This window comes from Streptomyces sp. NPDC029296, from assembly GCF_055569255.1.
Genome location: NZ_JBVHXT010000056.1, coordinates 1 through 19383 on the forward strand (window position 1 = coordinate 1; position 19383 = coordinate 19383).

General features: G+C 70.3%; 19 protein-coding genes. 12 read left to right on the forward strand and 7 right to left on the reverse strand.

Translation table 11 applies throughout. From position 1 onward, the window contains the following. Positions 1-113 precede the first annotated feature (113 nt). On the reverse strand, positions 114-1619 hold the full coding sequence (locus ACZ4W9_RS35755) for a peptide MFS transporter (protein WP_467942835.1): 1506 nt from the start codon (positions 1617-1619) through the stop codon (positions 114-116). Positions 1620-2114: 495 nt separating this feature from the next. On the opposite strand from ACZ4W9_RS35755, the gene ACZ4W9_RS35760 reads away from it, so the two are divergent. Together ACZ4W9_RS35760 and ACZ4W9_RS35765 are read left to right on the forward strand one after the other, a co-directional pair. Continuing rightward, positions 2115-2792 (forward strand): response regulator transcription factor, encoded by a 678-nt coding sequence (locus tag ACZ4W9_RS35760; RefSeq protein WP_030615631.1) that lies wholly within the window; start codon positions 2115-2117, stop codon positions 2790-2792. 32 nt (positions 2793-2824) lie between these two features. Beyond that, entirely contained in the window at positions 2825-4096 is a 1272-nt protein-coding gene (locus ACZ4W9_RS35765; protein WP_467942838.1) for an ATP-binding protein, read from the forward strand. Positions 4097-4148: 52 nt separating this feature from the next. Here the strand turns inward: ACZ4W9_RS35765 and ACZ4W9_RS35770 are convergent, their stop codons facing one another. Further along, positions 4149-4652, reverse strand: coding sequence for a GtrA family protein (locus ACZ4W9_RS35770; RefSeq protein ID WP_467942840.1), 504 nt, complete (start codon positions 4650-4652; stop codon positions 4149-4151). Positions 4653-4834: 182 nt separating this feature from the next. On the opposite strand from ACZ4W9_RS35770, the gene ACZ4W9_RS35775 reads away from it, so the two are divergent. The 4 genes from ACZ4W9_RS35775 (at position 4835) to ACZ4W9_RS35790 (ending at position 8913) form a co-directional block, all read left to right on the forward strand. Continuing rightward, the gene (locus tag ACZ4W9_RS35775; protein WP_467942842.1) at positions 4835-5974 is read left to right on the forward strand and encodes a 5-(carboxyamino)imidazole ribonucleotide synthase; all 1140 of its coding nucleotides are present in this window, start codon (positions 4835-4837) and stop codon (positions 5972-5974) included. Further along, on the forward strand, positions 5971-6504 hold the full coding sequence (purE, locus tag ACZ4W9_RS35780; RefSeq protein ID WP_467942844.1) for a 5-(carboxyamino)imidazole ribonucleotide mutase: 534 nt from the start codon (positions 5971-5973) through the stop codon (positions 6502-6504). Before ACZ4W9_RS35775 ends, purE begins: the two co-directional genes overlap by 4 nt. A gap of 5 nt (positions 6505-6509) precedes the next feature. After that, positions 6510-7703: a dipeptidase gene (locus tag ACZ4W9_RS35785; RefSeq protein WP_467942928.1), complete on the forward strand. Its 1194-nt coding sequence runs from the start codon at positions 6510-6512 to the stop codon at positions 7701-7703. Positions 7704-7815: 112 nt separating this feature from the next. Beyond that, complete coding sequence (locus ACZ4W9_RS35790) at positions 7816-8913, forward strand: dipeptidase (protein WP_467942846.1); 1098 nt, start codon at positions 7816-7818, stop codon at positions 8911-8913. 24 nt (positions 8914-8937) lie between these two features. Here the strand turns inward: ACZ4W9_RS35790 and ACZ4W9_RS35795 are convergent, their stop codons facing one another. Together ACZ4W9_RS35795 and ACZ4W9_RS35800 are read right to left on the reverse strand one after the other, a co-directional pair. Beyond that, positions 8938-9330 (reverse strand): VOC family protein, encoded by a 393-nt coding sequence (locus tag ACZ4W9_RS35795; protein WP_467942848.1) that lies wholly within the window; start codon positions 9328-9330, stop codon positions 8938-8940. A gap of 31 nt (positions 9331-9361) precedes the next feature. Beyond that, positions 9362-9721 carry a VOC family protein gene (locus ACZ4W9_RS35800; protein ID WP_467942850.1) on the reverse strand — a complete coding sequence of 120 codons (360 nt, stop codon included), beginning with the start codon at positions 9719-9721 and terminating at the stop codon, positions 9362-9364. Between the two features lie 84 nt (positions 9722-9805). Here ACZ4W9_RS35800 and ACZ4W9_RS35805 point away from each other — a divergent pair, with 84 nt between their 5' ends. Further along, entirely contained in the window at positions 9806-10312 is a 507-nt protein-coding gene (locus tag ACZ4W9_RS35805) for a CGNR zinc finger domain-containing protein (protein ID WP_467942852.1), read from the forward strand. 172 nt (positions 10313-10484) lie between these two features. On the opposite strand, the gene ACZ4W9_RS35810 is transcribed toward ACZ4W9_RS35805, so the two are convergent. Then, positions 10485-11828, reverse strand: a complete 1344-nt coding sequence (locus ACZ4W9_RS35810; RefSeq protein WP_467942854.1) for a UDP-glucose dehydrogenase family protein — start codon at positions 11826-11828, stop codon at positions 10485-10487. Positions 11829-12003: 175 nt separating this feature from the next. Here ACZ4W9_RS35810 and ACZ4W9_RS35815 point away from each other — a divergent pair, with 175 nt between their 5' ends. After that, on the forward strand, positions 12004-13170 hold the full coding sequence (locus tag ACZ4W9_RS35815) for an acyl-CoA dehydrogenase family protein (RefSeq protein WP_467942856.1): 1167 nt from the start codon (positions 12004-12006) through the stop codon (positions 13168-13170). Between the two features lie 723 nt (positions 13171-13893). Then, on the forward strand, positions 13894-14436 hold the full coding sequence (locus ACZ4W9_RS35820) for a hypothetical protein (protein WP_467942857.1): 543 nt from the start codon (positions 13894-13896) through the stop codon (positions 14434-14436). Positions 14437-14475: 39 nt separating this feature from the next. Here the strand turns inward: ACZ4W9_RS35820 and ACZ4W9_RS35825 are convergent, their stop codons facing one another. Beyond that, positions 14476-15636 carry a helix-turn-helix domain-containing protein gene (locus ACZ4W9_RS35825; RefSeq protein WP_467942859.1) on the reverse strand — a complete coding sequence of 387 codons (1161 nt, stop codon included), beginning with the start codon at positions 15634-15636 and terminating at the stop codon, positions 14476-14478. A 225-nt stretch (positions 15637-15861) separates the two neighbouring features. Between ACZ4W9_RS35825 and ACZ4W9_RS35830 the strand changes: the two genes are divergently transcribed. From ACZ4W9_RS35830 to ACZ4W9_RS35840, 3 genes are all read left to right on the forward strand, one after another. Further along, entirely contained in the window at positions 15862-16380 is a 519-nt protein-coding gene (locus ACZ4W9_RS35830; RefSeq protein ID WP_467942861.1) for a hypothetical protein, read from the forward strand. Positions 16381-16743: 363 nt separating this feature from the next. After that, entirely contained in the window at positions 16744-17526 is a 783-nt protein-coding gene (locus ACZ4W9_RS35835; protein ID WP_467942930.1) for an SAM-dependent methyltransferase, read from the forward strand. A 106-nt stretch (positions 17527-17632) separates the two neighbouring features. Then, positions 17633-17998: a four-helix bundle copper-binding protein gene (locus ACZ4W9_RS35840; protein ID WP_467942863.1), complete on the forward strand. Its 366-nt coding sequence runs from the start codon at positions 17633-17635 to the stop codon at positions 17996-17998. Positions 17999-18061: 63 nt separating this feature from the next. Here the strand turns inward: ACZ4W9_RS35840 and ACZ4W9_RS35845 are convergent, their stop codons facing one another. Continuing rightward, positions 18062-19372: an LCP family protein gene (locus ACZ4W9_RS35845; protein ID WP_467942865.1), complete on the reverse strand. Its 1311-nt coding sequence runs from the start codon at positions 19370-19372 to the stop codon at positions 18062-18064. Between the last annotated feature and the right edge of the window lie 11 nt (positions 19373-19383).

Consider the following 19383-nt stretch of genomic DNA (forward strand, 5'->3'; position numbering starts at 1 on the left):
CGCCGACCCGTCCCCCTTCTACGGCGGCGACGCCACCGGCTACCCGGACTACCCGCCTCTACCGGCCCGACGCCCACCAGGGTGCGGCGGCCCTCCCGGACCGGCGGCGACGACTAGTTGACGTTGCCCATCAGCTTCTTGACCTTGTTGCGGTACATCCACACCGCCACACCCGCGACCACGGCGAGCGCGGCCTCCAGGGCGACGAAGCCCTTCTTGTCGAGGTTGACGCCCCCGACGGCCGGGTTCGACAGCAGGGCGGTGACGGAGTCACCCGCGGTCACCGCGAGGAACCACACGCCCATCATCTGCGAGGCGTACTTCTGCGGCGCCATCTTCGTCGTCACCGACAGACCCACCGGCGACAGCGTCAGCTCGCCGACGGTCTGCACGAAGTAGATCGCGACCAGCCACAGCGCCGCCGCCTTGTGGCCGCCCTCGGCGACCGACAGCGGGGCGAGGAAGACGAAGAAGGAGACACCGACCAGCACCAGACCGGAAGAGAACTTCACGATCGTGCTCGGCTCCTTGCCGCGCCGGTTCAGCCACAGCCACAGCCAGGCGAAGACCGGGGCCAGCGCCATGATCAGGACCGGGTTGACCGACTGGTACCAGGAGACCGGGAAGTCCCAGCCGAGGACCGAGTTCTCGGCGCTGTCCTTGGCGAACAGCGACAGGGTCGAGCCACCCTGGTCGTAGATCATCCAGAAGACGGCGGCGGCCACGAAGAACCAGATGTACGCCGACACCTTCGAGCGCTCGCCCGCGTCCAGGTCCTTGTCCCGCATGATCCGGGCGATGACCAGGATCGGCACGATCAGACCGATGACGGTGAGCGGGATCAGCGCCCAGTTCAGGGTGAAGTGACCGGTGCCGCCGACGACGCCGTAGAACACCGCGGCGACGGCCAGCCAGATCAGGCCCTTGCGCAGCGTGGCGGCCTTCTCCTCGGCGCTCAGCGGGGTCGGGACCTCGCTGCTCTTCGGGTTCAGGTGACGGCCGCCCATCAGGTACTGGGCCAGACCCAGCGCCATGCCGAGCGCGGCCAGCGCGAAGCCCAGGTGCCAGTTGACGTTCTCACCGATGGTGCCGATGACCAGCGGGGCGACGAAGGCACCCAGGTTGATGCCGATGTAGAAGAGCGTGAAGCCACCGTCCCGGCGCGGGTCCTCCGGGCCGTTGTAGAGGTGGCCGACCATCGTGGAGATGTTGGCCTTCAGCAGACCCGAACCGATGGCGACGAGCACCAGGCCGACGTAGAAGCTCGCGGCGAAGGGGACCGCCAGGGCCAGGTGACCCAGCATGATGACCGCGCCCGCGACGGCGACCGTCTTGCGGGGGCCGAGCAGACGGTCGGCGAACCAGCCGCCGGGCAGGGCGAGCAGGTACACGAGCGACAGGTACACCGCGTAGATCGCGCTCGCCGTGCCACCGCTGAGGTGCAGGCCACCCGGGGCCACCAGGTACAGCGGGAGCAGGGCCCTCATGCCGTAGTAGGAGAAACGCTCCCACATCTCGGTCATGAAGAGAGTGGCCAGTCCGCGGGGGTGGCCGAAGAAGGTCTTCTCGGAACCGGGGGTGCCCGGTCGGACCGAGTCCTTCGTCAGGCTGGACGCCATGGTCGTTCCTTGCTGGTCGGGACGCGCGGCTGGAGCGTTGCGCGCCCGGTGGGGGTGCGGCCGGCACCGGCAGGTCGGTCGTCCACCCCCACGCCCATGGGGGAGTCCGCCTCCGGATCACGGAGGCGGCGGACGGCGACCACCGGGATCCACGCCCCACACGCGTCGCTGCGCCCGGAGCCCGGCCAGAGGTCATTCCTTTCAAGGCTGATCCGATCAGCCCGTACACAAAAGAGACCTTCAGCGTCGACTGCTCGCCAAAGGTCCCCGGTGCGTACTACAGGCGTTCAGGTCACCATACGGCAGGACACCGCCGGAAATGGAAGGACTTGAGACGCGGATCACAGGTGTCGCTGGAACCACACGAGCGGTTTCGAAGGTCTCTCCTACGATCGCATCCCCAGGTCAATGGTTCGTACCAGTGGAGCGCGAAGGTAAGAAGCCGGGGAAGCGATCACGCCCCGGCACCGTACACGGGCGGACTACCATCACCTCATGACCCGTGTACTGCTCGCCGAGGACGACGCGTCCATCTCGGAGCCGCTGGCCCGTGCCCTGCGCCGGGAAGGTTACGAGGTCGAGGTGCGCGAGGACGGACCCGCCGCGCTCGACGCCGGAATGCAGGGCGGCGTCGACCTGGTCGTGCTGGACCTCGGCCTGCCCGGCATGGACGGCCTGGAGGTCGCTCGCCGGCTGCGGGCCGACGGCCACACCGTGCCGATCCTCATCCTGACCGCGCGGGCCGACGAGGTGGACACCGTCGTCGGCCTCGACGCGGGCGCCGACGACTACGTCACCAAGCCCTTCCGGCTCGCCGAACTGCTCGCCCGGGTGCGGGCGCTGCTGCGGCGCGGGTCCGCCGAGCCGCAGCAGCCGCCGGCCACCCACGGGGTGCGCATCGACGTCGAGTCGCACCGCGCGTGGATGGGCGACGAGGAGCTCCAGCTGACCGCCAAGGAGTTCGACCTGCTGCGGGTGCTGGTGCGCGACGCCGGCCGCGTGGTCACCCGGGACCAGCTGATGCGCGAGGTCTGGGACACCACCTGGTGGTCCTCCACCAAGACCCTCGACATGCACATCTCCTGGCTCCGCAAGAAGCTCGGCGACGACGCGGCGAACCCCCGCTACATCGCCACCGTGCGCGGCGTGGGCTTCCGCTTCGAGAAGAGCTGAGCCGGACCGGCGATCACCTCAGGTAACGGACCATGCGTCGACGTCTCATCCAGTCCACCCTCGCCGTCGTGCTGGTGGTGATCGCCGTCTTCGGCGTCTCGCTCGTCATCGTCGAGACCCGGACCATCGGCAACAGCGCCCAGGAGCGGGTGGAGTCGGAGGCGATGCGGCTGGCCAGCATCGTGGACAGCCGGATCCTCGCCGCGGAGAACGTCAACGCGCACGTGCTGCGCAACCCGGTCAGCGAGGACCAGTACGCGGTCATCCGCATGCCCGGCAAGAAGCCCATAGAGATCGGCAACAAGCCCGAGGGCGACACCATCCACTACACGCAGCGGGGCGAGGAGGGCGAGACGGTCACCGTGCAGGAGCCCCGCTCCGCGGTGACCCGCGAGGTCGGCCGGACCCTGCTGATCATCGGGCTGGTCGCGCTGCTCGCGGTGATCGCGGCCGTGCTGCTCGCCCTGCGCCAGGCGAACCGGCTCGCCTCCCCGCTGACCGACCTCGCCGAGACCGCCGAGCGCCTCGGCTCCGGCGACCCGCGCCCGAGGCACCGGCGGTACGGCGTGCCCGAGCTGGACCGGGTCGCCGACGTGCTGGACTCCTCCGCGGAGCGGATCGCGCGCATGCTGACCGCCGAGCGGCGTCTCGCGGCCGACGCCTCGCACCAGCTGCGCACCCCGCTCACCGCCCTGTCCATGCGGCTGGAGGAGATCACCCTCACCGACGACCCGGAGACGGTGAAGGAGGAGGCCACCATCGCGCTGACGCAGGTGGAGCGGCTGACCGACGTGGTGGAGCGGCTGCTGACCAACTCGCGCGACCCGCGCACCGGCTCCGCGGTCGCCTTCGACCTGGACGAGGTCATCCAGCAGCAGCTCGCCGAGTGGCGGCCCGCCTACCGCAGCGCCGGCCGGGCCGTCGTCAGCTCCGGCAAGCGGCACCTGACGGCGGTGGGCACGCCGGGCGCGGTCGCCCAGGTGCTGGCCGCGCTGATCGAGAACTCGCTGATGCACGGCGGCGGCACGGTCGCGCTGCGCACCCGGGTCACCGGCAACCAGGTCGTGATCGAGGTGACCGACGAGGGGCCCGGGGTGCCGGCCGACCTCGGCGCGCGGATCTTCGAGCGGACGATCAGCGGGCGGAACTCCACGGGCATCGGCCTGGCCGTCGCGCGGGACCTCGCGGAGGCCGACGGCGGGCGCCTGGAGCTGCTCCAGGCGCAGCCCCCCGTCTTCGGCCTGTTCCTCTCCCGCACGCCCCCGGCGCGCAAGGCGGACGAGGACGAGCCGACGGTCCGCTGACGGGCGCCGGGGACTCCGGGGAAGCCGGGCGGCCGGCCGGCGTCGGGGATCGTTACGGAACCCGCTGCCGGGGCGCGGGCCGCCGCGGCTCCTGCTTCAGAATCGATTCGGCACCCGTCACGGCCTCCCCGGCCGGCAGCGTCCGGAACACCCAGGTGCGGTACGACCAGAACCGGAACAGCGTCGCCACGCCGATGCCGACGAACTTGAAGACGTTGCTCTGCAGCGGGGTGTCCCAGCCGAAGCCGTAGGTCGCCAGGTACAGCACGCCGTTCTCGATCACCAGGCCGGCCACGCTGAACAGCAGGAACAGCGTCAGCTCCCGGGTGCGCCCGCTCTTGTCGCGGTCCCGGTAGGTCCAGTAGCGGAAGCCCACGTAGTTGAAGACGATGGCCACGATGGTCGCGATGACGCTGGCGCGCACCACCGGCAGGTCCGAGGCGTGCCGGACCAGGTTGAACACACCGAGGTTGACCAGCACCCCGGCCCCGCCGACGGCGCCGAATCTGATCAACTCGCGTACGAGTCGTTGCACCCCCGAGGAACGAGGTTCCATGGCTGTGCAGCTCCCGTCGGTAGGGTTCGTCAACCCCGCCATGCTAGCCGTGCGGGCCCTCCGCTGCCCGGGGACCGGGCCAGGCCCGGGAAACGGGCCGGAAAGAGGCGGGAAAGCGCCGGGTAAGAGTTCGGGCGGAGGGAGGCGATCCGGCCACCCCGGACGGCCGATACGCTAGGGGCGTGACGTTCCCGGTAGTCGGCATGGTCGGCGGGGGGCAGCTCGCGCGTATGACGCACGAGGCGGGCATCCCGTTGGGCATCAGGTTCAAGCTTCTCAGTGACACCCCTCAGGATTCCGCGGCGCAGGTCGTGAGCGATGTCGTCATCGGCGACTACCGCGACCTCGACACTCTGCGGGAATTCGCGCGCGGGTGCGATGTGATCACCTTCGATCACGAACACGTACCGACCGAGCACCTTCGGGCTCTTGAGGCGGACGGCATCCCCGTGCGCCCGGGGCCCGACGCGCTGGTGCACGCCCAGGACAAGGGCGTGATGCGGGCGAGGCTCGACGCGATCGGCATGCCGTGCCCCCGGCACCGGATCGTGGCCGACCCGCAGGACGTGGTCGGGTTCGCGGAGGAGGGCGACGGCTTCCCCGTCGTCCTCAAGACGGTCCGCGGCGGCTACGACGGCAAGGGCGTGTGGGTCGTGGAGAACGCCGAGGAGGCGGCCGAGCCGTTCCGCGCCGGCGTCCCCGTCCTCGCCGAGGAGAAGGTGGACTACGTCCGCGAGCTGGCCGCCAACGTCGTCCGCTCCCCGCACGGCCAGGCCGTCGCCTACCCGGTCGTGGAGTCCCGGCAGGTCAACGGCGTCTGCGACACCGTGATCGCACCCGCCCCGGACCTGTCCGAGGACCTGGCCCTGCACGCCGAGCGGCTCGCCCTGACCATCGCCAAGGAACTGGACGTCGTCGGGCACCTCGCCGTCGAGCTGTTCCAGACCCGCGACGGCCGCATCCTGGTCAACGAACTCGCGATGCGCCCGCACAACTCCGGCCACTGGTCCATGGACGGCGCGATCACCTCCCAGTTCGCCAACCACGTCCGCGCGGTCCTGGACCTGCCGCTGGGCGACCCCCGCCCGCGCGCCCCGTGGACGGTCATGGTCAACGTCCTGGGCGGCGACTACCCCGACATGTACTCCGCGTACTTGCACTGCATGGCCCGCGACCCCAAGCTCAAGATCCACATGTACGGCAAGGACGTGAAGCCCGGTCGCAAGGTCGGACACGTCAACACCTACGGCGACGACCTGGACGACGTGCTGGAGCGCGCCCGTCACGCAGCCGGCTACCTGAGAGGCACGATCACCGAATGAGCCCCCGCACCTCCCCTCTGGTGGGCATCGTCATGGGGTCCGACTCGGACTGGCCCGTCATGGAGGCCGCCGCGAAGGCCCTGGACGAGTTCGAGATCGCCTACGAGGTCGACGTCGTCTCCGCGCACCGCATGCCCCGCGAGATGATCACCTACGGCGAGCAGGCCGCCGACCGCGGGCTGAAGGCGATCATCGCGGGTGCCGGCGGCGCCGCCCACCTGCCCGGCATGCTCGCCTCCGTCACCCCGCTGCCGGTCATCGGCGTGCCCGTGCCGCTGAAGTACCTGGACGGCATGGACTCCCTGCTGTCCATCGTGCAGATGCCGGCCGGCGTCCCGGTCGCCACGGTCTCCGTCGCCGGTGCCCGCAACGCCGGGCTGCTCGCGGCCCGGATGCTCGCCGCGCACGACGAGGAGCTGCTGCACCGGATGCGCGACTTCCAGCAGGAGCTGAACGACCAGGCCACCGAGAAGGGCAAGCGGCTGCGCGCCAAGGCCGAGGGCGCGAGCGGCTTCGGCTTCGGGAAGTGACCGGCATGGGCGCGCTGGAGGAGGCCCGGGAACTGCTGCGCGAGTTCCCGGTCGTCGACGGCCACAACGACCTGCCGTGGGCGCTGCGCGAGCAGGTCCGCTACGACCTCGACGCCCTGGACATCGCCGGGGACCGCCGCGACCGGCTGCACACCGACCTGCCGCGGCTGCGCGCGGGCGGTGTCGGCGCCCAGTACTGGTCGGTGTACGTACCGGCCGAGCAGCCCGAGCCGGTCGCGGCCACCCTGGAGCAGATCGACTGCGTCCAGCGGATGCTGGAGCGCTACCCGGCGGACCTGGCCCCCGCACGGACCGCCGCCGACCTGGAGGCGGCCCGCGCCGAGGGCCGGATCGCCTCCCTCATGGGCGCCGAGGGCGGCCACTCCATCGCCAACTCCCTCGGCACCCTGCGCGCCCTGTACGCGCTCGGCGTGCGCTACATGACCCTCACCCACAACTCCAACGTGGACTGGGCGGACTCCGCGACCGACGAGCCGAGGGCCCAGGGCCTGACCGCCTTCGGCCGCGAGGTGGTCCGGGAGATGAACCGGCTCGGCATGCTGGTCGACCTCTCGCACGTGGCCGCCACGACCATGCGGGACGCGCTGGACGCCTCCGCCGCGCCGGTGATCTTCTCGCACTCCTCCGCCCGCGCGGTCTGCGACCACCCGCGCAACATCCCCGACGACGTCCTGGAGCGGCTGCCCGCCAACGGCGGCGTGGCGATGGTGACGTTCGTGCCCAAGTTCGTGCTCCAGGCCGCCGTCGACTGGACGGCCGCCGCCGACGACAACCTGCGCGCCCACGGGCTGCACCACCTGGACACCAGCCCCGAGGCGATGCGGCTGCACCGCGCGTTCGAGGAGCGCCACCCGCGCCCGGTCGCCACGGTGTCCACGGTGGCCGACCACTTGGACCACATGCGCGAGGTGGCCGGCATCGACCACCTGGGCATCGGCGGCGACTACGACGGCACCGCGTTCACCCCGGACGGCCTGGACGACGTGTCCGGCTACCCCCACCTCCTCGCCGAGCTGCTGGACCGCGGCTGGTCCCGCACCGACCTCGCCAAGCTGACCTGGCGCAACGCGGTACGGGTGCTGGGCGCGGCGGAGGACGTCGCCCGCGACCTGGCGGCCACCCGCGGCCCGTCCCTCGCCACCATCGGGGAACTGGACGGCACGCCGGGCGGGAGCTGACCGGGGTACCCCCGAACGCCTCGCCCACCAGGAGGTCCTCCGCGCTCCGTGCGACCGTGTCGGTACGCCAGCCACAGCACGCCGTAGGCGACGAGGACGTACGGAGCCCGCCATGGCCGACCTCCAGGACGACATCCCCCGCACGACCGAGATCGGCGAGGACGACGGCCTGCCGGACGACCCGTTCCTCCGGCCGGCCGGGGAGCTGCTGGAGCGGGCCCGTGCCCTGCTCGCCGGGCACCCGGTCGCCGACGGCTACAGCGGCCTGCCCTGGGCCCTGCGCCATCTGCCCGGCCACGACCTCCAGCTCGGCGAGGCCGCCGTCGACACGGACGTGCCCCGGATGCGCGCCGGGCACGTCGGCGCGCTGTTCTGGTCGCTGCACCTGCCCGAGGAGCCGGCCGGCGAGCGCCCGGTGGCGGCGACCCTGGAACAGCTGGACCTGGTGCGCTCGGTCGTGGACGCGCACCCCGAGGGGCTCCGGCTGGTGCGGACCGCCGGGCAGGTCATCGACGCCCGCAACCGCGGCCGGGTCGCCGTGGTGCTGGGTCCCGCGCACGGTGCCGCGCTGGACGGCTCCCTCGCCGTCCTGCGCGTGCTCCAGGCCCTCGGCGTGCGCGTCCTCACCCTCGCGGGCACCGCGTGGGCCGGGAAGGACGGGCTCACCCGGTTCGGGGAGGAGGTGGTGCGCGAGATGAACCGGCTCGGTGTGCTCGCCGACGTCACCGGTGCCTCGCCGGCCACCGTCCGGCGCACCCTCGCCCTGTCCAAGGCCCCGGTGCTGTGCACCCGCTCGGCCGCCCGTGCCCTGCGCCCGCACCCGGCCAACCTGCCCGACGACCTGCTGGCCGCCCTGGGCGGGGCGAAGGGCCTGTGCATGGTGCCGCTGACCGCCGAGCAGACCGGCCCGGGCGTCCCGGACGTCGCCGACCACCTCGACCACGTCCGCGACGTGGCCGGTCCCGAGTGCGTCGGCCTGTCCGGCACCTACGACTCCGGAGCCGCCCACCCCCGCGAACTCGCCGACGCCTCCCGCTACCCGCACCTGATCGCCGAACTGCTCAGGCGCGGCTGGTCCGAGACCGAGCTGTCCCTGCTGACCTGGGGAAACGTCCAGCGGGTGCTGCGCGGCGCGGACTTCACGGCCCGGGCCGCCCAGCACCGCCGGGAGACCCCGGCACCGCGGATGACCGATCTGGACCTCCCCTAGGACCCCCGGCCCCCCGCGAGCGCCCTACGACCGTTCGATCCGGCACAGGCAGAACGGATGCCCGGCCGGGTCGGCGTACACCTGGAAGTCCTTCTTCTCGCGGTCCTCCAGGTCCAGCGGGCGGGCGCCGAGCGCGAGCACCCGTTCGTGGGCGGCGTCGATGTCGGCCCAGGCCGGGCCCGCGTCGAAGTCGAGGTGGAACTGCTGGCCGTTGTGGTCGGCGCGCGGCCACTCGGGCGGGGTGTGGCCCTCGGCCCGCTGGAAGGCCATCCGGGGGCCGTCCGGCACCCGCAGGACGACCCAGTCGTCGTCCTCCGGCTCCGGGGTGCCGCCGGCCACGGCCGCGTAGAAGGCGGCCAGCGCGTGCGGGTCGGGGCAGTCGAGCACGACGTTGCGGAAACGGGCCACGGACGCCATGGTGTCCTCCGGTTTCTCGTTCGGGGCGGACTCAGCCGGCACAGAGGCAGAACGGGTGCCCCGCCGGGTCGGCGTAGACACGGAAGGACCGGGACCGGTCGGCGGTGTCCAGCGGTGTGGCGCCCAGCTCCAGCACGCCCTTCTCGGCCGCGTCCAGGTCCGGCACGGTCAGGTCCAGGTGGAACTGCTGGGAGCGGTCCGCCGCGGGCCACTCGGGCGGCACGAACCCGGCCGCCCGCTGGAAGGCCAGCTCCGGCCCGCCGGGCACCTTCAGCGTCACCCACTCCTCGTCCCCCTCCACCGCGCCGCCCAGCACACCGGCGTAGAACGCGGCCAGCGCACGGGGATCGGGACAGTCCAGCACCACGACGTCGAGCTTGGCGAGAGCCATGACCACCTCCTCGGGGTTACCCGTAGAGCCGGGTAACCGGTAACGGTGACCGCATACTCTCCCAGGAGCGGTAACGTCGCAAGCATGAGCGAGAGATCCGCCGCGCCGGGCGGCCTGGCGCTGGTCGAGTCGCTGGTGAACACGCTCGACATGGAGGCCGGCACCGACGCGCTGGACAGCCCGGAGGGCCGCGTCCGGCTGGGGATCGCCGAGGACGGCCTCGACGAGGCCCGTGAGCTGCGCGAGTCGCTGCGGGCCGCGCTGCTCGCCCACGCCGGCCATCCGCCGCACCGCGCCGTGACCCCGCTCGGCACGCTGCTGGCCCGGGCCCCGCTGTACGTCGCCGTGGACGACCGCGACGGCTCCGCCCGGCTGGCGCCCGCCGAGGAGGGCCCGCTGCTCGCCCGGGTCGCCGCCGCCGTCGCCGAGGCGCTCGTCGCCGGCACCTGGGCCAGGCTCAAGGCGTGCGAGTCCGGCACCTGCCACTGGGCGTACTACGACCGCAGCCCCGCCGGGCGCGGACGCTGGTGCCTGATGCGGACGTGCGGGGCCCGCGCCAAGATGCGCCGCTACCGCGCGAAGGACCCCTGAGGCACGCCGGGGTGGTGCAGAATGCCCACAGACCCCGGTTCGGCCGACTGAGCCTCGGCCGAACCGGCGTCGGGCGCTCGGGGCCGCGGGAAGCGCGCCGAGAGGAACGCGGCCGCCGGCGGGGACCTTCGTTCGCCGCCGCACCCGACCGGCCGGTGACCCCGGCCCGGCACTAAGCCGTAGGCCGGCCCATCGCCCGGTACGTCCATCCGGCCCGTCGCCACAGCTCCGGGTCGAGGGTGTTGCGCCCGTCCAGGAGGACCCGGTCCGCCGCGACCTCGCCGAGTGCCGCCGGGTCCAGCTCGCCGAACTCCCGCCACTCGGTCAGGTGCAGCACGACATGGGCGCCCCGGACGGCCTCCTCCGCGCTGTCGGCGTAGCCGAGGGTCGGGAAGACCTTGCGGGCGTTGGCCATGCCCTTCGGGTCGTACACCGTCACCTGGCCGCCCTGGAGGTGGATCTGCCCGGCCACGTTCAGCGCGGGCGAGTCGCGCACGTCGTCCGAGTCCGGCTTGAAGGTGGCGCCGAGCACCGCCACCCGCTTGCCGAGGAAGGAGCCGCCGCCCAGCGCCTCCCGGGCCATCTCCACCATCTGGCCGCGCCGGCGCATGTTGATGGAGTCGATCTCGCGCAGGAAGGTCAGCGCCTGGTCGGCGCCCAGCTCGCCCGCGCGGGCCATGAACGCCCGGATGTCCTTGGGCAGGCAGCCGCCGCCGAAGCCGATCCCGGCGCGCAGGAACTTGCGGCCGATCCGGTCGTCGTACCCGATGGCCTCGGCCAGCTTGGCCACGTCACCGCCGGCCGCCTCGCACACCTCCGCCATCGCGTTGATGAAGGAGATCTTGGTGGCGAGGAAGGAGTTCGCGGCCGTCTTCACCAGTTCGGCGGTCGGGAAGTCGGTGACGACGAACGGCGTGCCGTCGGCCACCGGCGTCGCGTACACCTCGCGCAGCAGCTTCTCGGCGCGCTCGCCGCGCACGCCGACCACGATCCGGTCCGGGTGCAGGGTGTCCTCGACGGCGAAGCCCTCGCGCAGGAACTCCGGGTTCCAGGCCAGCTCGGCGTCCGCGCCCGCCGGGGCGTGCTCGGCGAGGTAGGCCGCCAGCCGCTCGGCGGAGCCCACCGGCACGGTCGACTTGCCCACGACCAGGGCCGGGCCGCGCAGATGCGGGGCGAGAGAGGCGATCGCGGAGTCGACGTAGGACATGTCGCAGGCGTACTCGCCGTGCTTCTGCGGGGTGTTGACGCACACGAAGTGCACGTCCCCGAAGGCGCCGGCCTCCGCCCAGTCCGTGGTGAAGCGCAGCCGCCCGGTCGATCCCCCGATCCCGGCGACGTGCCTGCGCAGCAGCTCCTCGAGTCCCGGCTCGTACATCGGGGTCTCGCCGCGCTCCAGCAGGGCGATCTTCTCGGGTACGACGTCCAGGCCCAGCACCTCGAAGCCCAGCTCGGCCATGGCCGCGGCGTGCGTGGCGCCGAGGTAGCCGGTGCCGATCACGGTGATCTTCAGGCTCATGGGTGCTCCAGCTCGGGTCCGTCGGGTGCTCGGTCATGCGGGCCCGAGCATATCCGGGCCTCTGGCCGGGCATTTTTCCGCTGTCGCGTAGCTCACGTAGGCGGGTGGGGGCCGGACCTCTAAAATTTGAGTTACTTAACGGTAATTAGCGTCAGTATCACTGCGTCTTTGGAGCGTGAGAGCCGTGGCCGGATCGGCTGACTTCGACCTGTACCGCCCGTCCGAGGAGCACGACATGCTCCGGGACGCCGTCCGTTCGCTGGTCGAGGCGAAGATCGCGCCGTACGCCGCGGCGGTGGACGAGGAGGCCCGCTTCCCGCAGGAGGCCCTCGACGCCCTGGTGGCCAACGACCTGCACGCCGTGCACGTCCCCGAGGAGTACGGCGGCTCCGGCGCCGACGCGCTCGCCACGGTCATCGTGATCGAGGAGGTCGCCCGCGCCTGCGTGTCCTCCTCGCTCATCCCCGCGGTGAACAAGCTGGGCTCGCTCCCGGTGATCCTCTCCGGCTCCGAGGAGCTGAAGAAGAAGTACCTGGGCCCGCTGGCCAAGGGCGACGCGATGTTCTCGTACTGCCTGTCCGAGCCGGAGGCGGGCTCGGACGCGGCCGGCATGAAGACCAAGGCCGTCCGCGACGGCGACCACTGGGTGCTCAACGGCGTCAAGCGCTGGATCACCAACGCGGGCGTCTCCGAGTACTACACGGTGATGGCCGTGACGGACCCCTCGAAGCGCTCGAAGGGCATCTCCGCCTTCGTGGTCGAGAAGTCCGACGAGGGCGTCTCCTTCGGCGCGCCGGAGAAGAAGCTCGGCATCAAGGGCTCCCCGACCCGCGAGGTCTACTTCGACAACGTCCGCATCCCCGCCGACCGCATGATCGGCGAGGAGGGCACCGGCTTCATGACGGCCATGAAGACCCTGGACCACACCCGCATCACCATCGCCGCCCAGGCCCTCGGCGTCGCCCAGGGCGCCCTCGACTACGCCAAGGGCTACGTCCGGGAGCGCAAGCAGTTCGGCAAGGCGATCGCCGACTTCCAGGGCATCCAGTTCATGCTCGCGGACATGTCCATGAAGATCTCGGCGGCGCGTGCCCTCACCTACCAGGCCGCCGCCGCCTCCGAGCGCGGCGACGCCGACCTCACCTACCTGGGCGCCGCCGCCAAGTGCTTCGCCTCGGACGTCGCCATGGAGGTCACCACCGACGCCGTCCAGCTCCTCGGCGGCTACGGCTACACCCGCGACTACCCGGTGGAGCGCATGATGCGCGACGCCAAGATCACCCAGATCTACGAGGGCACGAACCAGGTCCAGCGGATCGTGATGGCGAGGAACCTTCCCTAGCAGGGTTTTTGCAGGTCAGAAGCCGTTTCGAAGGTCCGGAGAGACACCTTCGGCTTTCTGCCTGTTGCGGCCCGATCAGGGCCGTTCCTGGGCGTCATGCTGGGGGAATCCTGGGCCGACGCAGGACTGAAAGCAGCCACTGACCTGCACAACAACACAGCCCCCGGCGCGACGCCGGGGGCTGTTGTCGTACGCGGACCTGTCCCTTGCCCAGAGCCTCCATCCAGATCTTCGGGTAGAAGTACGACGCGTAGAGGTAGCCAGTCCGCGTCACGTTGGGGAAGAGAAGTCGCTCCGGCCCCCATACGCCGTGGTTCTTGATGTGCCGCCGTAGCTCGAAGGCGACGTTCGGCGGGAGGGGGACGGTACGCCCTGGCTCACCTTCATCACGAGCCTTGATGTGCCGACGCTGGATCGCGCTGTTCTTCCCCGACTCGGTGCTGTTGGCCGCTTCCTGGCCACGCACACCACATCCGGGATCACGTCCGGGACGGGCCTGGTGAACCACCTTTGGGAGCAGCAGGAAGCGACGGCTGAGACTGAGCACGGGCGGGACGTGCGGACTCTGGTGGTCGAGGAAGAGTGGTCGGAAGTGCTCCGCAGGGTGAAGCGGGACGCGTCGTTCACGACCAAGCTGCGAATCGCATGGGATGGGGCGACGCTGCGGAACACGACGAAGGATGAGACGCAGTCCTGGGTGAGGCCCTGCCCGAGAGCCAGGCAGTGTTCATCGAGCGAACGGCAGAGCAGACGCTCAGGGTTGCGGCCTGCCTGGCAGCGTCCGAATGCTCGGAGGCGATCACGGAACAGATGCTGTCCGCTGCCTTCAGTCTGGTTCGCCGGTCGGTGCAAGACGCCGTACGCATCACCAAGGGGGCGACCTCCCCGAAGGCGAAGCGGCAGCCACTCACCCTTGAGGAGAAGGTACGGGCCAGGATCGAGATGCACGGCGGTCGGGCCACTTCCTCCCAGGTGCTCCCGTACGTGGGAGCGACCGCAGCAGAGGTCAAGGAACTGCCCGGAATCGTCGTCACCGTGGAACGGTCGGGGAAGACGGGACGGCCGGCCACCGTGTTCACGGTCCGCGGTGACAGTTCTGGTGACTCTGTGCCGCAGCCGGCCAGCGCGGAGCGTGAGCAGAACCGCGCAATGGTCGTCCGCCTGGACGCCTACCGCCCGGAGCCCAAGCAGGCCCCGAAACCTGCGCCCGAGCCGGAGCAGCCGAAACCGCTCGGGGACACGAACCCCTTCCTCGCACTGCTCTAAGTAACAAATGGAACTTGCCCCGGCCCTACGCGGTCGAGGCTAACCCTTTCCTTTCTCAATCGCCTTGAGGTTCTGGTACGCCTCACGTAGATCTGCGCTCTCAGGAAGTTGCCGAGCCTCGACCGCTTTTACGACTTCCAACGCGCGCCAATGATTTGAAGGCACTACCCTTCCGGAGAGGATTGCTTTCTGTGCCGAATCACATGCTTCGTCCAGTCTGTTTTCTTTCAGGAGGACCAGAGCCAGGTCGATATTCGCCGAAGCTACACGCCGCGGCCACTGCCTTACGTCGCCGCTTGGACTCAGCCTCTTGATTACTTCCCTGGCGTACGGCTCTGCCGCTGAGTCTCCGAGCCATGCGAGTGTCGTCGCCGTGTATGACAGAGACTTTGCAGGGTCATAACGGTAATGATGCTCTGGCGTATCGGAGGCGCCCATAGCGGCAGAGAGAGCCTGCACTCGTTCAATGGCCGAGTACGTCTCTTTTCCGTTGCCTAGACGTGCATTCGCCCGGCCCTCTTGTGCTGTCGCCTGAATTATTGCGGAGCCATTAGCGGGAGCGATCTCCTGTGCGATTCGTGAGAGGTCAACAGCTTGGACGTAATCCCCATCGGTAAGGACTCGCCAAGCCTCAGTCTCAAAGCACCATGCCTCGATCTCGCGGTGCCCGGCTTCCCGGGCAAGCGTTGCGGCCGTCTCTAGTCGAGCCGTAGCGGCGTCATCTTGCATAAGATCGATATGTACCGTAGCCCCGAGGAGAGACAGCCAGCCCCCGATAACCAGCAATCGGCGATGTTCTGAGAGTGTCTTGCGGCCGTCAAGTAGTTTTACGACATAAGCAGAGTGCTTACGTACCTGCCGCAGTAAGTCTTCCGGCTTGGCTTTTGGGTACGCTATGGCCAGGCCGTCAAATGCCCGCTCCAGGCGCTCAAGGGTGGCATTCCCCGCGTCGCTTGCCTGCGCGCGACGAGCCAATTCCCAAGCGTCCATCTCATCGTCGTGAGAACCACTGTCTTCGGCTTCGAGAGAGAGGCCGAGGTACTCGTTAAAAGCTCGCATCAGCTCAGGAGATGGAGCCTGTTTCCCGTTAAGTACCCGACTCAAATAGCCAACGTCGTAATGCAGTTCCTTAGCCGCACCTCGCAGGCTTTTTCCCTGCGCCTTGAGCGCCGTCCGTACCTCAGACCCGAAGTCGATCATGGTGCAGCTCCCGTTGACTGTTGACTGCCATCGTAGTCAACGCTGGTCAACTCCCCTCGCTATGCGCGGAGTCGGTTGAGTAGGCAAGCCCAACAGAGGACCCCCGCGACGGGCGAATGTCCGGGGGCGTGGCCACCAACCAGCAAGGGGTTGACGGCAGTGTCCAAAGCTACAGCCAGGCCATTATCACCCGGGTCGCGTCGGCGGTACGTGGAAATGGCAGGGATGCCCGTCCGCACTCAGTACGGCATCAACTACCGCCGCGCTACCGGACAGCCCTACTCTGCTGTCGACCAGCGTGGAAGCCACCACACGCGGAACCTCGGAATCGTCATGGAAGGCGCGTGCGACAGAGAGGCGCGCTCCATCACCCGGCAGACAGCAGAACGCTTCGGCGTGGCGGAGCCCTCAGACCTTCTTGGCGCACTTGCGTTCCGGGACATGACGGGGACACTGACGGAGGAGGATGCCGGGCGCGCGGCCGGGGTGGTGGGGAGCGAAGAGCAGACGCGGTACGCGGCGGCCCTGAGTGGCTACGAGAAGGGCGTAAATCGCCGGTACGCACACTTCCTTGAGGAGTTCGCCCCCGGGGAAGAGAGCGAGTGCCACACGCGCCTTCTCGCGGCCATCATCAGCGGTGACGTGACGGCGCTGGGAGCGTGGCTGGACGAACGGCACGGCCCCGGCACCTTCGCGGGCTTGTTCCGAACGCCGGGGTACTTCGACCCCGGCTTGACCGCCTGAGCGGTCCCTCGGCGGCCCCCGTCGTGTGCTTCCCCCGTGGCGCGTGGCGGGGGCTTTTCGCTGCCCAGTGATCCCGAGGAAATGCTGGAGAGACCCACCATGAAGGGGCCGTTGTTGCAGGTCAGGGACGTACAACCTGTAAAGCACCCAGATCTACGAGGGCACGAACCAGGTCCAGCGGATCGTCATGGCGCGCAACCTCCCGTAACCCCCGAGGTCTCGCGTTTTCGCGGAAGGCGTCCGTCCGGGCGCCTTCTTCCTTATTTTGGTGCGCGTTCCGATCGTGATCACCGCCGAAGGAGACCCGCGCCCATGGTGCCGTCCGACCACACCGCGACCACCGGGGACGAAGGCGTCGCGCGCATGACCCGGCTGCGCACCGACGTCTCCCACTCGGCCCGGGTCTGGAACTACTGGCTCGGCGGCAAGGACCACTACCCGGTGGACGAGCAGGTCGGCGAGCAGATCCTCGGCTTCGTCCCGGCGCTGCCCCGCTCGGCCGTCGCCGACCGGGCGTTCCTGGCCCGCGCGGTGCGGCACCTGGCCGGCACCGAGGGCATCCGGCAGTTCCTGGACATCGGCACCGGACTGCCCACCGCCGACAACACCCACGAGGTCGCCCAGCGCGTCGACCCGTCCTGCCGGATCGTCTACGCCGACAACGACCCGCTCGTCCTCACCCACGCCCACGCGCTGCTGACCAGCACCCCCGAGGGCGCCACGGACTACATCGAGGCCGACGTCCACGACCCGGAGGCCCTCCTGCGGGGCGCCGCCCGGACCCTGGACCTGCACCGCCCGGTCGCCCTCACCCTGCTCGGCATCCTCAACTTCGTCATGGACACCGACGAGGCCGTGTCCCTCGTGCACCGGCTGCTGGACGCCGTGCCCTCCGGCAGCTTCCTGGTGATCTCCCACCCCACCACCGAGGTCGACGGCGAGGCGATGACCCGGGCCGTGGAGTACTGGAACGGCCAGGGCTCCGCGCCCATGACCCTGCGCACCCGCGCCGAACTGACCCGGCTCTTCGACCGGGTCGAGCTGCTGGAGCCGGGCCTCGTCTCCTGCTCGCGCTGGCGGCCCGGGGCCGGGGAGCCGGAGCCGGCCGAGGTCACCCACTTCGGGGCGGTGGGCCGCAAGCCGTAGACCGGCGGAGCGGGGCGGCGGAGGCCGACATGCGGGGCGGCGGCACCGGACGTAGGACGGAAGCAGACGGGGTCCGCCCCGGGCCCCCGCCTCCCCAGGAGGAGCCATGACCCAGTCACCGACGATGCCCGCCCTGACCCGGCAGATGCAGGAGTGCATCGAGGCCTGCATGAACTGCCACAGCATCTGCGAGGAGACCATGAGCTCCTGCATGCAGAAGGGCGGCCAGCAGCAGATGCGGATCATGCGGGCGCTGATGGACTGCTCCGAGACCACCCGGATGTGCGCCGACATGATGATGCGCCGCTCGCCCATGCACACCGACATGTGCGCGCTGTGCGCCAAGGCGTGCGACATGTGCGCCGAGGCGTGTACCAGCATGCCGGACGACCAGCAGCTGACGCGCTGCGCCGAGGCGTGTCGCCGCTGTGCCGAGACCTGCCGGGCGATGGCGGGCGCCGGCCACATGTGAGCCCCGCCCCGCTCCGGCCGGGGGCGCCCCGCCGAGCGCCCCCGGCCCCCGGCTGCCCGCCGCCTAGTTCCCGGAGACGGTGACCTTCTCGTCGTTGTTCAGCTCGTCCACCAGCGTCTTCACCTTGGCCTTGTCCCAGACCAGGTTGCCGCCCACGGAACCGGAGATCGGCATGTTCATCGAGGTGCCGTCACCACCGCTGACGCCCTTCATCGCCCAGAACATCGACGCCAGGTCCCACAGCGACATGTCCTTGTCGACGATCAGCGAGTCCAGGCCCGCGCCCATGGTCGGGTAGAGCTTGAAGGGGTTCAGGACCGTCGAGGGGGTCGCCACCTGGTGCGCCAGGGCGGCGAGGAACTTCTGCTGGTTCTTGGTGCGCTGGAGGTCCGAGGCGGCGAACGCGTGCCGGGTGCGCACGAAGGCGAGGGCCTCCTGACCGTTCAGGGTCTGCTTGCCCGCCTCGAAGTCGGCGCCGGACCACTTGTCCTTGAACGCCTTGTCGATGGTGATCTCGACCCCGCCCACCGCGTCCACGATGCTCGCGAAGCCCTGGAAGCCGATCTCCACGTAGTGGTCGATGCGCAGACCGGTGTTGGCCTCGATCGCGCGGACCAGCAGCGTCGGCCCGTCCTCGGCGTAGGTGGCGTTCAGCTTGGCGTGCCGGCCCTGCGCCGGGAAGACCTTCCCGGACGTCGACCCCTGGTACGACGGCACCACCACGTCCGAGTCGCGGGGCAGCGAGATCAGCGTGTCGCCGTTGTCGCCGACGTGCAGGATCATCATCGAGTCGGTGCGCTTGCCCTCGGCGCCGCCGGTGTGCAGCTTCTTCTCGTCCTCCCTGGACATGCCCTCCCGGCTGTCCGAGCCGACGATCAGGTAGTTCGTGCCGTCGCCGCCCTCCGGCCGGTCGATGACCTTGGACAGGTCCACTTCGCGGCGCAGCTTGGAGTCGGCCCAGAAGTAGGTCGCGACCGACGTGACGACCAGCACGGCCGCCACCGTGATCGCCGTCCACTTGATCCGCCGGCGCCAGTCGGGCGCGGGCCGCGGGCCCCGGGCGGAGGAGCCCGCCGGACCGCCCGGGCCGCGCCCGCCGGGGGAGCCGTAGACCTGGCCGGTGTTGTAGCCGCTGTCGTACCCCGGCTCGTGGCCCTGGCCGTCCACGTACGACGGCTGCTGCGGCACACCGGCCGCGTGCGGCGGCGCCGCCGCGCCGGAGCCGTCGTACCCCGAGCGCGGACCGGGCGGTACCGCCGGGCCGCGCCGCACCTGACGCATCACGCGGGCGCTCTCCGGCCGCGCGCCGGCACTGCCGCGTCCGTAACGCGGGCCGCGGTTCTCGTCGGACCATCCCTCGGGCCAGTCATTCATGCGCACCAGTG